Origin of the sequence: Ochrobactrum sp. EDr1-4, assembly GCF_049199085.1 — a bacterium.
In the GTDB taxonomy this organism is placed as follows: Bacteria; Pseudomonadota; Alphaproteobacteria; order Rhizobiales; family Rhizobiaceae; genus Brucella.
Map to the genome: position 1 here is coordinate 701,878 of NZ_JBLZOF010000003.1, position 12,872 is coordinate 714,749.

Sequence of the window (12,872 nt, forward strand, 5' to 3'; positions counted from 1 at the left end):
TATGAAACGCAGTCTGACGGCCCTCACGGCCGCCCTGTCTTTTGCTCTTATTTCAAGCGCATCGGCCGCCTCGTTGACAGTAGGCTTTTCGCAGATCGGTTCGGAATCGGGCTGGCGCGCTGCCGAAACCAGCGTCACCAAGCAGGAAGCTGAAAAGCGCGGCCACGCACTCAAATTTGCCGACGCACAGCAGAAGCAGGAAAACCAGATTAAGGCCGTTCGTGGCTTCATCGCACAGGGCGTTGACGCTATCCTGATCGCGCCGGTTGTTGCAACCGGTTGGGATGCGGTTCTGAAGGAAGCCAAGGAAGCAGAAATTCCTGTCGTGCTTCTCGACCGCCAGATCGATGCACCGGAAGACCTTTACCTCACTGCTGTTACATCCGATCAGGTCCATGAAGGCAAGGTCGCGGGCGACTGGCTGGTGAAGGAAGTAGGCGACAAGCCTTGCTCCGTTGTTGAACTTCAGGGCACCACCGGTTCTTCTCCAGCCATCAATCGTAAGAAGGGCTTTGAAGAAGCGCTTGCAGGCCACGACAATATCAAGATTTCCCGCTCGCAGACAGGCGACTTCACCCGTACCAAGGGCAAAGAAGTCATGGAAAGCTTCATCAAAGCTGAAGGTGGCGGCAAAGATATCTGCGCCGTTTACGCGCACAATGATGACATGGCCGTAGGCGCTATTCAGGCCATCAAAGAAGCTGGTTTGAAGCCTGGCACCGACATTAAGGTCGTCTCGATTGATGCCGTTCCTGATATTTTCCAGGCGATGGCCAATGGTGAAGCCAATGCGACAGTTGAACTGACGCCAAACATGGCGGGTCCGGCTTTTGACGCGATTGAAGCTTTCAAGGAAAAGGGCACGGTTCCACCAAAGTGGATCCAGACCGAATCCAAGCTTTACACGCAGGCTGATGATCCAAAGGGCGTTTACGAAGCCAAGAAGGGCCTCGGCTACTGATCTTCGCGTGACATTATTGTCTTCGGGTCGCGCCCTTTCGCGGCCCGGAGCAAGTTTTGCAATTCGCAAACGGAAGACTGCTATGGCTCGCCCCGACATCGCTGCGCGCGAGACGCCAGCAACGCCGCTTCTTGAAGCGCGCTCAATAACCAAATCTTTTCTCGGTGTGACTGCACTTGATCACGTCGATTTCGCGCTCAATCGTGGTGAAATCCACGCGCTTCTTGGCGAAAACGGCGCAGGAAAATCAACGCTCATTAAAATCTTGACCGGCGCCTATCACGGCTTTGACGGCTCAATATTGCTTGAGGGCCAGTTAATAGCGCCCGCGTCTGTGATGCAAGCGCAAACGCTTGGCATTGGAACCGTCTATCAGGAGGTCAATCTTCTTGAAAATCTGACGGTTGCCGAAAACCTGTTTCTCGGTCGCCAGCCGCGACGTTTCGGTTTCATCGACCGTCGCCGCATGGAAAAAGATGCCGCCACCCTGCTCGCCCGATATGGCCTCACAATTGATGTCGGTGCGCCATTGTCGGCCTATTCAGTGGCCATCCGGCAGATCATCGCAATCGCCCGGGCCGTCGATGTTTCCGGCAAGGTGCTGGTGTTGGATGAGCCAACGGCCAGTCTCGATGCGCACGAAGTTGAAATGCTGTTTGGCGTCTTGCGCCATTTGAAGGCCGAAGGTCTCGGCATCATCATCATCACGCATTTTCTGGATCAGGTCTATGATATTGCTGATTGCGCAACCGTGCTGCGCAATGGACGGCTTGTCGGCAGCCGAAACCTTGCAGACCTGCCGCGTACAGATCTGATTTCTATGATGCTCGGTCATCAGTTGCAGGAAACCGTGCGCCGCCAACTCACAGAGGAAGTCAGCGACAACACAACTGCCCCCATCCGCTTTTCTGGCTTTGGCAAGAAAGGCAGCGTTGCGCCGTTTGATCTTGCGATTAGACCGGGTGAAGCTGTCGGTATTGCCGGATTGCTTGGCTCTGGCCGCACAGAAACTGCCCTTCTAATGTTCGGCGTCGATCAGGCAGACAGTGGTGCACTCAGCATTGACGGCAAAGATACGAAACTACCCTCGCCCGTCGCAGCCATCTCCGAACGCTTTGCCTTCTGCCCTGAAGAACGAAAGACCGACGGCATTATCGGTGATTTTTCGGTGGCCGAGAATATCGCGCTCGCTGTTCAGGCAAAGCGCGGCTGGTCAAAGCCTATCTCATCACGCGAAAAAGCGGCTCTGGCCCAGCGCTATATCAAAGCGCTGGACATCCGCCCGCCTGATCCGGACAAGCCTATTAAGTTTTTGTCGGGCGGCAACCAGCAAAAGGCCATTCTGGCGCGCTGGCTAGCAACAGATCCGCGTCTGCTGATCCTTGATGAACCAACGCGCGGCATCGACATCGGCGCACATGCGGAAATCCTCAGACTAATTGGCGAGCTCTGCACCGAAGGCATGTCTCTGGTCATCATCTCTTCGGAATTTGAAGAACTTGCAGCCGTAGCAAACCGCGTTGTCGTGCTTTCGGACCGCCGCCATGTGGCAGAACTCAAGGGCGAAGAAATCACCGCTGACAACATCGTGCGTGCGATTGCTGAGACGGGAAGTAATAAGGAAGCCGCAGCATGATCGCTCGCATGGCCAAGAAACTTAAAAGACTGAGCCCCCAGCTGGCAGCCCTTGCGCTTATTCTTGCGGCAAACACTATCATTGCGCCGGGTTTTCTCGGCATTTCCTTTCAAAATGGGCGCCTCTACGGAAGCCTGATCGATATTCTGGTGCGCGCTGCACCTGTCGCCATTCTCGCAGTTGGTATGACATTGGTGATCGCAACCCGCGGCATTGATCTGTCGGTCGGCGCGGTCATGGCAATCAGCGGCGCAACGGCTGCATCGCTCATCGTTGCAGGCTATCCGCTGGCAATTGTCATACCCGTCGCACTCGGCGTTGGTCTGGTTTGCGGATTGTGGAACGGTTTTCTGGTCGCCGTTTTCGATATCCAGCCGATCATCGCAACACTGATATTGATGGTTGCGGGGCGCGGCATCGCGCAGCTTATCACCGAAGGCGCAATCCTCACCTTCAACGATGATTCCTTCGCAACCCTTGGCTCCGGTTCGTTTCTTGGTGTACCGGTGCCGGTACTCATCTGGATATTAGCGGGTCTCGTCGTGGGACTTGCGGTGCGCTCGACAGCACTTGGCTTTCTGATTGAAGCAACCGGCATCAACCGCCGCGCAGCCATGCTGGCCGGTGTTAAAGCCCGCTTTCTCCTGTTCAGTGTCTATGCAGTTTCTGGACTTTGTGCAGCGCTCGCCGGACTGATCGCAACAGCCGATATTCGCGGCGCAGATGCCAACAATGCCGGTCTCTGGCTTGAGCTTGACGCCATTCTGGCGGTTGTAATCGGCGGAACATCGCTGAATGGCGGACGCTTCTCGATCATGGCTTCGCTGCTTGGCGCACTGATCATTCAGTCGATCAATACCGGTATTCTGATGGCTGGCTTTCCGCCGGAATTCAACCTCATCATCAAAGCGGGCATTATCGTCATTGTGCTGACGTTCCAGTCGCCAGCCATCGTCAGCTTCTTCACCTTCCTGCGTGCTGAACGCAAAAACAATCCCGCAAAGCCAACGCACCAAGGAGCACGGCAATGAGAGTGCTTCGCAATCTGCCTTTCGTCACAACAGTCGCAATTTTTCTGCTCGCCTATGCTATCTGCGTTATCCAGTTTCCGAACATGCTTTCAACGCGGGTACTTGGCAATCTTCTGACCGATAATGCGTTTCTCGGCATCGCTGCCGTCGGCATGACTTTTGTGATTATCTCCGGTGGTATTGACCTTTCGGTCGGATCAGTCATCGCCTTTACCAGCGTTTTTGTGGCGGTCCTTGTCGGACAGCTTGGCGTGCATCCGCTGATTGCCTTCGGCCTCGTGCTGGTGATAGCCGCCATGTTTGGCGCGTGGATGGGAATGATGATCCATTTCCTCGGCATCCCGCCGTTTGTGGCGACACTTGCGGGCATGTTTCTGGCACGCGGCGCGGCATTCCTGATTTCAACCCAGTCAGTGCCAATTTCGCACCCGTTCATCGATACGCTACAAGGCTTTTATTTCCGGCTTCCAGGTGGCGGAAGGCTAACCTTCATCGCCATGCTGATGCTCGCAGTCTTCATCATTGCAGGCATCATTGCACATCGCACACGCTTTGGTGCCAATATCTATGCGCTTGGCGGCAATGCACAATCAGCCGAACTGATGGGCGTTCCGATTGGCCGCACGACAATCGGCATCTATACAATGTCCGGTGTGCTTTCCGGTCTCGCTGGCATCGTCTATACGCTTTACACATCATCGGGCTATTCGCTGGCAACAGTGGGCGTTGAACTTGATGCCATTGCGTCGGTTGTCATCGGCGGAACACTATTGACCGGCGGTGCGGGTCTGGTGGCAGGCACTTTTGTCGGGATTATGATACAGGGGCTGATACAGACCTATATCGTTTTCGATGGAACGCTGTCTTCGTGGTGGACAAAAATAGCGATTGGTATCTTGCTGTTCCTGTTCATTGCGCTACAGCGAGGACTTGTATGGTTTTCCGATCTAAGGATTGCCAAACAACGCATGAAGGAGGCCTGAATTGGGATTACTGGAAACGGCCATAACCGGACGCAAGCGGCATAACAGCCACGCAGTTGTCGTGGGTGAATTGGGTCGCGGCATTGTCGCGGGCACCATTCCCGAAGCCTCCATACTTCCGGGCGATAACGAATTGTCGTTGCGCTTTGGCGTTTCCCGTACTGTTCTGCGCGAGGCTATGAAAACCCTTTCCGCAAAACGTCTGATCGAACCCAAAGCCAAGGTCGGAACCCGTGTTTTGGGTGCAAGCTCGTGGAACTTCTTTGATCCAGATGTGCTGACATGGCGCTTTGAAGCAGGCTTCGATGAAGTCTTCGTCGATCATCTCGCTGAAATGCGTATGGCGCTGGAACCAGCGGCTGCCGCAGCGGCTGCAAAAAACGCAACCAGCGAAGAACTCGTTGAACTCTATGCTCTGGCTGCGAAATTTGACGATCCCAAGCACACGCCAGAATCCATTGCCAAGGTCGATCTGGAGTTTCATCTGGCGATTGCCCGTATGTCTGGCAACCCGTTCATGCGTTCAGTCAGCAGCCTGATCGAAGCTGCACTTGCGATTTCATTCCAGCTCTCTTCGCCTGCAAGTTCGCCCGAGGGTATTGCCGAGTGTGCGGCAAACCACATGCGCATTGCTCATGCAATTGCATCGCGCGACCGTCAGAAAGCACGCGCTGCTATGGAAAGCGTTATCACACTTGGCGTTGAACGCATCCGCGAGGAAATCTGACTGTTAGGAGATTTTGAGGTCAAACTTCGGATCACCACGCAGCGTATTACTCACGGTACAGATCTCCTCGGCCATTTCCGCAAGGCGATGCTTTTCATCGTCGTTCAGATCACCATCGAAATGGAATGTTATATCGAATCGTTCGATGCGTGACGGGCCTTCATGGGCCTTCTCGCCTTTTACTTCCACCCGAACATCCGTGAGTTTTTCACGCAATTCGAGCTTGGTGGCGGCAATGCGCGCACTCAGCGCCATGCAGGCAGCGACCGACGCATAAATCAAATCAAGCGGATTAAACCCCGGTAAGCTGACGCTGGTTACGATATCAACCGTACCACCTGTCGGCGTGGTGATCGTCGGCAGTTTGCCATGTGGCATCTCGGCGACTGCCCCGGTTTCGCGGGTTCTGACCTTCAGTTCACTCATGGCTGAACTCTCCTGTATTCAACACCGCGTGCAAGCCAGCAGCCGACGCTCAAATCTGTGATTACGCCCTTTTCGTCGCGGCGGAAAACAAGCTTCCACTCGCCGGGTGACGGTGCATCCATCGAACGCTGAACCGGCAACAGCCAGACATCAACCCCGACACTATAAAGCGGATACATGTCGCTTTTGCCAAGGAAGCCTTCAAACGCACCAAAAATTGCGCCCCCTTCGGAAACGAGCAACAGATCGGCGTCGAGTTCATCGCTATGATAGCGGCCTATAATGTCGTGTTTGGCTTCGCCTTTAACGCAGTGCATGCTCAAGCGCAGATTTTCAGTGGCCCGCACAAGTTCGATTGTCTCGCCATCGCGAGAGATCGTTGTCATGGCTGAGCGCGCTTCATTTGCGCTCACCACATCCATGATTTCCGGGCTGGTGCCAAAACGCGCCCGCATGCGACCAAGGCCAGCATCCTCAAGGCTCAGCACAAGCCCGGTTTCATCATCCAGCCACGAGCCAAACCATGCCGCATCAGCCTCCACCCGCGACACTTCGGATGACGATACACCCAAGGCAATATTCATCAGCTTGAAGGCAACCTCGGAAGCGCCGCCTTCAAAATTGAACATGGCGATTGTCGAAAGACGTTCATCCGCGCAATGCCAGCGCTGGCAGCGCCAGCCGCGCAAGGCACCACCATGACCAGTCAGGCGCTTACCGCCGGTTTCGTGCAAGTTGAGACCAAAGCCATAAGGTGCCGCGACACCGTCTTTGAAAGTTTGCGGCCCGCTCAACCGACGATAAAGCCCTTCTTCATCGTCACGCGTTGCATCAATGAACTGCTCCCATGCGATCATGTCATTAAGCGAGGCGCAGATGCCTGCATCGCCCATCCATTGAATACGATTTGTAGCAGGCAGGAAGCCGCGAACCGTATCGCCTTCATAACCCGTACATTCATCAAAAAGCGCAGTATCGGGGATAAGTTCCGCACTCTTCATGCCCGCAGGCGCAAATATCCGCTCAGACAGAAGATCAATCAACCTGCGCCCGGTATGGGCTTCGATGAGGTCTGCCAAAATGCGGAAATTGCCGTTGCAATAAGAGTAATGAGAGCCCGGTTCAAAATGCGTAGTCTTGAGGCGGCGCAACAGGCTTTGTGCCTGCTCCGGCAGAAACACACCTTCCGGATCGGCACCACAGAGAACACTCAGCGCCCAATAATCACGCAGACCAGACTGGTTGTTGCAGAGATCGCGAACGGCGGGGCGCTCATCTTCAAATTTGTCGAGATAAGCTTCAAGCGCGTCATCCAGCAACTCCGGCTCGCCAACCGAATCAAGCAGCATGGCACAGGTGAACTGCTTGCTGACCGAACAGATAGGCATCCGCGTTTCGACCGTCATGGGCTTGCGCGTGCGAAGATCTGCAAAACCCCAGGCGTGCTGCAACACGACGTCGCCATCCTTCAAGACGGCAACAACGCCGCCCGGACCTTTGTAATTTTGGGGAATGTGATGAACAAAGGCTTCAAGGGCAGACGTATCAAACTTGGACATGATCGACTCAGGACTCACATAATTCAATGCGTGGTAAGAGCCATCATTTCAAACGATCAATCAAGGCCATGGCAGCGTGTGGATTGTGCGCCTTATGGCCGCTGATGACGTAAAGATAGACATTACGAGCCACATTGTCAGCAAGTGGCGGCTTAATGGTTTTAAGGCTATCGGGCACATGACCAACCGCTATTGCTTTGGCCCGCTCTGCCCAATGGTCAAGCTCGTCCTCACCGTAACCAAGCTTCTTGTCTTCCTGTGTACCGAATATACGCAGATAGGCAAAAGGCGCGGTCATATCGGCAATTTCTACAAATTTGCTATCACCCGCAATCACCACCGCAACGCCATATTCCCGCAGAAGCGCAATGAAATCTGGCGAATTGAAACTGTCGTGGCGCACCTCCACAGCGTGGCGCAGATCACGTCCATCGACACGTTTTGGCAGAAGCTTCAGGAAAGCTTCAAAATCGGATGGATCGAATTTCTTCGTGCCCATGAACTGCCAGTTGATGACGCCGAGCTTGTTTTTCAGTTCAAGAAGGCCGCCACTTATAAATTTCTCGATACCCTCGCCTGCTTCAGCCAAAACACGTTTGTTGGTCGAAAAGCGCGGTGCTTTAAGCGAAAAAACGAAGTCATCCGGCGTTTCATCATGCCACTTGGCAAAAGTCGTCGGCTTCTGCGGGCCATAATAGGTGCTGTTGATTTCGATGGAGGTCAACTTGCTCGAAGCATATTCGAGCTGACGTTTTTTGGAGAGCTTTTCCGGATAGAAACTCTTATCCCACTCCTCAAAAGCCCAGCCGCCAATACCCACGCGGATTTTGCCTGAATTGTTCTGGCTCATTTTATCCATACCTCCACGACATGAGTTCATGAGCGTTGCTCATCATGTTTATGCTGTATTCATATCATCCACTGTGTTGTTATCTCTAATGCGTTTGTGAGGAGGAAACAAATGTTAGACCTAAAAGATCCGATCGTGATCGCCAGTGCGGTACGAACACCGATCGGAAGTTTTCAAGGCGCGCTCAAGGGAGAGAGTGCAACGGCGTTGGGCGCTGTCACAATCAAAGAAGCGGTCCACAGGGCTAAGCTTAACCCCGATCAAATCGACGAAGTGCTGATGGGCTGCGTATTGCCCGCAGGATTGGGACAAGCGCCCGGACGTCAGGCTGCAATTCATGCTGGCCTTTCTCAATACACACCCTGCTCGACCATCAACAAGGTTTGCGGATCGGGCATGAAAACCGTCATGTTGGGTGCCGATCTCATTTCCGCAGGAAGTGCGGAAATTGTGGTTGCTGGCGGCATGGAAAGCATGACCAATTCGCCTTATCTGCTTGAAAAGGCGCGCGGCGGCTATCGCATGGGCCACGGCAAAATCTATGATCATATGTTCCTCGACGGCCTTGAAGACGCCTATGACAAAGGCCGCGCCATGGGAACATTCGCGGAAGAAACCGCCGATCATTACCAGTTCACGCGGCAGCAGCAGGACGAGTTTTCTTTGCGCTCACTTTCGCGCGCACTCAAAGCCACTGAATCGGGCTTTTTCGCAAACGAACTGATTTCAGTTGCAGAGCTTGACCGCGATGAGCAGCCAACCCGCGCAAAGCCTGAAAAAATACCAAACCTCAAGCCCGCTTTCCGCGAAGGCGGCACAATTACGGCCGCCAATTCCTCATCGATTTCAGATGGTGCGGCATCCCTCACCCTGATGCGCCTGTCCCAAGCTGAAAAGCTTTGCGTAGAACCGCTTGCCATTATTCGCGGCCATGCAAGCCACGCGCAACAACCTGCCCTTTTCACCACGGCCCCGATTTTTGCGATGCGGAAACTCTTCGACAAAACCGGCTGGAATGTCCGCGACATTGATTTGTTTGAAATCAATGAAGCTTTCGCCGTTGTTGTTATGGCTGCAATGCAGGAACTCGACCTCCCCGCCGACAAGGTGAATATCCATGGCGGTGCCTGCGCTATGGGCCATCCGATTGGCTGCTCTGGCGCACGCATCATCGTCACGCTGCTTCATGCCATGAAGCAGAACGATCTCAAGCGTGGCGTGGCTTCGGTCTGTATCGGTGGCGGCGAAGCAACTGCTATTGCACTGGAAGCGCTTTAAGCGGGGGAACACATGGATATTGAAGGAAAAATCGCCATCGTCAGCGGTGGTGCATCAGGTCTTGGTGCTGCAACTGCACAGGCTCTAGCAGCCAAGGGCGCGAAAGTTGCAATCCTTGATTTCAACATTGATGGTGCAAATACGGTGGCAGCCGCGATTGGCGGCATCGCCATTCAATGCAACGTATCGGACGCAGCGAGTGGTGAAGCAGCTTTTAAGGCAATCGGCGAAAAGCTCGGATCACCGCATATTCTGGTCAATTGCGCGGGCGTGGCACCAGCAAAGAAAATGCTGGCGCGTGATGGCAGCGTCATGCCGCTCGATGATTTCCGTCGTGCTGTTGAAATCAACCTGATCGGTTCGTTCAATCTGCTGCGGCTTTTTGCCGATGTCGCATCCAAAAGCGAAGCCCTGCCAACGGGTGAGCGTGGCGTGGTCATCAACACGGCATCGGTTGCGGCCTTTGACGGACAGATCGGCCAAACAGCTTATGCAGCGTCTAAAGGCGGCATTGTTGGCCTGACGCTACCAGCTGCGCGTGAACTTGCCCCCCTTGGCATTCGCGTCTGTGCAATCGCACCGGGTATCTTTGAAACCCCCATGCTCAAAGGTCTGCCGCAACCTGCACAGGATGCGTTGGGCCAGATGGTTCCTTTCCCCCCGCGTCTGGGTCGGCCAGACGAATATGCGTCGCTTGCGCTGCATATTATAGAAAACAGCATGCTCAACGGCGAAACCATCCGGCTCGATGGTGCGCTGCGTATGCCTCCGAAATAGAGCGCATACGCGCCAAAGTCTTTCAGACATTTTGAGAGTAGGGAAATGCATAAATCAACAACCAACTCCAACACACGCAATGGCGGTCAGATATTGGTGGATGCACTCGGCATTCACGGCGTCGAGCGCGTTTTCTGTGTGCCCGGCGAAAGCTATCTCGCAGCGCTGGACGCTTTTCATGACGTAAGCGACACGATTGATCTGATTGTCTGCCGTCAAGAAGGCGGCGCTGCTTACATGGCGGAGGCCTATGGCAAGCTGACCGGCAAGCCCGGCGTCTGCTTTGTCACGCGCGGCCCCGGTGCAACCAATGCTTCCGTAGGCGTTCATACCGCCTTTCAGGATTCCACACCGATGCTTCTGTTCATCGGCCAGGTCGCCAGCGATCAAGTGGAACGTGAGGCATTTCAGGAAGTTGATTATCGCCGCATGTTCGGCCAGATGGCCAAATGGGTGGTACAGATCGATGATCCCGCCCGTATCCCGGAACTGGTCAGTCAAGCTTTCCATCGCGCGGTCAACGGACGCCCCGGCCCTGTGGTCGTCGCCCTTCCCGAAGATATGCTGACATCACACGCAACCGTCAGCGATGCACCGGCTTACAAACATGTCGAGATGCATCCGGGCAATGATCAGCTACAGGACATGAAAGAACTGCTCGAAAAGGCCGAGCGGCCACTGATGATCGTCGGTGGTGGCGGCTGGAATGCCCAGGCAGTTCGCGATGTGCAAACATTCGCTGAAAACATGTCGCTGCCTGTTGCAGCATCCTTCCGCTGTCAGGATATGTTCGACAATCATCATCCGCTTTATGCCGGTGAAATGGGAACGTCGATCAGCCCGAAACTTGCGGCCCGCGTTAAGGATTCAGACCTGTTGCTCGTGGTGGGCGCGCGCCTTGGTGAAATGACCACGCAGGGCTATGAGCTGATCAGCATTCCTGTACCAACGCAGAAACTCATCCATGTTCATCCCGGTGCAGAAGAACTTGGCCGTGTTTATCATGCTGATATCCCAATCAATGCCAGCATGGCCGCCTTCACCAAAGCAGCTGCAAAGCTTGAGCCTATTGCCAGTCCAAGTTGGAAAGCTTGGGCTGAAAGCGCCAATGCCGATTACCGCGACAATCTGAAAACGCCGACAATTCCCGGTGACGTTCAGATGGGCGAGATAATGGAATGGCTGCGCGCGCATCTCACCGATGATGCCATCATCACCAATGGCGCTGGCAATTATTCGGCATGGCCGCACCGCTTTTATCAATACCGCACCTATCGCAGTCAGTTGGCCCCAACCAATGGCTCCATGGGCTATGGCGTTCCGGCAGCAGTGGCAGCAAAACTAACAGCACCCGAACGCACCGTCGTCTGCTTTGCTGGTGACGGCTGTTTTCTGATGAACGGTCAGGAACTCGCAACGGCAGCGCAATATGGTGCCAATGCGATTTTCATCGTCGTCAATAACGGCATGTACGGCACGATCCGTATGCATCAGGAGCGCACTTATCCAGGCCGCGTTTCGGGCACCGGCCTTGCAAATCCTGACTTTGCGGCTCTAGCGCGCGCCTATGGCCTGCATGGAGAAACCGTCGAAAAGACCGCCGACTTTGCAGAAGCTTTCCAGCGGTGTGAGCAATCGGGTAAGCCGGGTCTCATCGAAATCCGCATCGATCCGGAAGCGCTTTCGCCCAAGATGACGCTGAGCCAAATGCGTGAACAGGGTTTGGCAAAGCAACGCTAAGCAAGCTTCAAGTGGCTAAAATAAACACGGCCCTCTCTATTTAAGAGAGGGCCGCGCTTTTGGCATTTGCAACGTTCTGAATGAGAAGAGAATGCCCCCGCTAGACTCTTAACTCAATCCAAAAACGTCTCCAAATGCCAGACCTGTATAACTTCAAAGTGCAGCTTTCATTTGCATGCTGCTTTCATTCAATGCTTTGACCATCAACTCCACCGCCGATGAAATCGGTGCTATGATCGGCACGTCGAACATAGCCTGAAGTTGAACGGCAGCTTCGCCCAACGGGCCACCACCAATCACCACGGCCTCCGCGCCATCGCTCAGGCAAAGCTTGACCGCCAATGCGAGTTCTTCCTGTAAGCGCTGCGGCTGACCCGCTATTTCCTTTGGATCTCCGGGCGTACAGCGGATACCCGTATAAAGATGCGAAAGACCGAGATAAGCAGCACGGCGTTCTATTTGTTCTGCCAGATCAGGCGTAACAGTTGCGACGCCGTATTTGCGTCCGCCTTGTGCTGCCACGATCATTGAAGCTTCGCAAATCCCAATGACGGGTATGTCGAGGTCTCCGCGCAAGGAATCCACGCCGGGATCTCCATAAGCACTGATGATAATACCCGCACAGCTATCTTTTCTGGACTGACCAATCTCGATAACCTGCGCTTCTGAAGCACTGAGTTGCTCACCATTGACGATCATCATTGGATTGCGTGTCGATGTTTCGGCGCTCAAGACAAGCCGTTCTCCAGCTGTCCGCTGAGCAATCTCACGCATCATTCCGCTCGTCGCTTCCGAGCTGTTTGGATTGATAAGCACGATATGAGGTGCTGTTGCTGACATTCAGACATTTTCTCCCTGGTTTTTTTGGAGTGCCATCTATTCTGCGAACAGATGACACTCCTTA

Annotated in this window: 12 protein-coding genes; 8 read left to right on the forward strand and 4 right to left on the reverse strand. The window is 54.2% G+C overall.

Translation table 11 applies throughout. The features are described from left to right. The first annotated feature begins 1 nt into the window (after position 1). From ytfQ to ACOZHT_RS14445, 5 genes are all read left to right on the forward strand, one after another. Positions 2–961 carry a galactofuranose ABC transporter, galactofuranose-binding protein YtfQ gene (ytfQ, locus tag ACOZHT_RS14425; RefSeq protein WP_339511331.1) on the forward strand — a complete coding sequence of 320 codons (960 nt, stop codon included), beginning with the start codon at positions 2–4 and terminating at the stop codon, positions 959–961. Between the two features lie 82 nt (positions 962–1,043). After that, complete coding sequence (locus ACOZHT_RS14430) at positions 1,044–2,597, forward strand: sugar ABC transporter ATP-binding protein (RefSeq protein ID WP_339511329.1); 1,554 nt, start codon at positions 1,044–1,046, stop codon at positions 2,595–2,597. After that, positions 2,594–3,628 carry an ABC transporter permease gene (locus ACOZHT_RS14435; protein ID WP_339511327.1) on the forward strand — a complete coding sequence of 345 codons (1,035 nt, stop codon included), beginning with the start codon at positions 2,594–2,596 and terminating at the stop codon, positions 3,626–3,628. The genes ACOZHT_RS14430 and ACOZHT_RS14435 overlap by 4 nt, the downstream gene beginning before the upstream one ends. Beyond that, entirely contained in the window at positions 3,625–4,611 is a 987-nt protein-coding gene (gene yjfF / locus ACOZHT_RS14440) for a galactofuranose ABC transporter, permease protein YjfF (protein WP_310009635.1), read from the forward strand. Before ACOZHT_RS14435 ends, yjfF begins: the two co-directional genes overlap by 4 nt. Position 4,612: 1 nt before the next feature. After that, complete coding sequence (locus ACOZHT_RS14445; RefSeq protein WP_339511324.1) at positions 4,613–5,338, forward strand: FadR/GntR family transcriptional regulator; 726 nt, start codon at positions 4,613–4,615, stop codon at positions 5,336–5,338. Positions 5,339–5,341: 3 nt separating this feature from the next. On the opposite strand, the gene ACOZHT_RS14450 is transcribed toward ACOZHT_RS14445, so the two are convergent. From ACOZHT_RS14450 to ACOZHT_RS14460, 3 genes are read right to left on the reverse strand one after another with little or no spacing between them, the layout of a single operon-like run. Further along, positions 5,342–5,764 carry an OsmC family protein gene (locus ACOZHT_RS14450; RefSeq protein WP_339511322.1) on the reverse strand — a complete coding sequence of 141 codons (423 nt, stop codon included), beginning with the start codon at positions 5,762–5,764 and terminating at the stop codon, positions 5,342–5,344. Further along, positions 5,761–7,323 carry a D-aminopeptidase gene (locus tag ACOZHT_RS14455; protein WP_339511320.1) on the reverse strand — a complete coding sequence of 521 codons (1,563 nt, stop codon included), beginning with the start codon at positions 7,321–7,323 and terminating at the stop codon, positions 5,761–5,763. Before ACOZHT_RS14455 ends, ACOZHT_RS14450 begins: the two co-directional genes overlap by 4 nt. 43 nt (positions 7,324–7,366) lie before the next feature. Next, positions 7,367–8,173 carry a DUF72 domain-containing protein gene (locus ACOZHT_RS14460; protein ID WP_339511318.1) on the reverse strand — a complete coding sequence of 269 codons (807 nt, stop codon included), beginning with the start codon at positions 8,171–8,173 and terminating at the stop codon, positions 7,367–7,369. Between the two features lie 111 nt (positions 8,174–8,284). Here ACOZHT_RS14460 and ACOZHT_RS14465 point away from each other — a divergent pair, with 111 nt between their 5' ends. Genes ACOZHT_RS14465 through ACOZHT_RS14475 form a run of 3 tightly spaced genes read left to right on the forward strand, consistent with a single transcriptional unit; the run spans position 8,285 to position 11,968 of the window. After that, positions 8,285–9,451: an acetyl-CoA C-acyltransferase gene (locus ACOZHT_RS14465; protein ID WP_421565853.1), complete on the forward strand. Its 1,167-nt coding sequence runs from the start codon at positions 8,285–8,287 to the stop codon at positions 9,449–9,451. A 12-nt stretch (positions 9,452–9,463) separates the two neighbouring features. After that, positions 9,464–10,228: an SDR family oxidoreductase gene (locus ACOZHT_RS14470; RefSeq protein ID WP_339511316.1), complete on the forward strand. Its 765-nt coding sequence runs from the start codon at positions 9,464–9,466 to the stop codon at positions 10,226–10,228. A gap of 45 nt (positions 10,229–10,273) precedes the next feature. Continuing rightward, the gene (locus ACOZHT_RS14475; RefSeq protein WP_339511315.1) at positions 10,274–11,968 is read left to right on the forward strand and encodes a thiamine pyrophosphate-binding protein; all 1,695 of its coding nucleotides are present in this window, start codon (positions 10,274–10,276) and stop codon (positions 11,966–11,968) included. Positions 11,969–12,121: 153 nt separating this feature from the next. Here the strand turns inward: ACOZHT_RS14475 and ACOZHT_RS14480 are convergent, their stop codons facing one another. Further along, entirely contained in the window at positions 12,122–12,808 is a 687-nt protein-coding gene (locus tag ACOZHT_RS14480) for an aspartate/glutamate racemase family protein (protein WP_339511313.1), read from the reverse strand. Positions 12,809–12,872 lie beyond the last annotated feature (64 nt).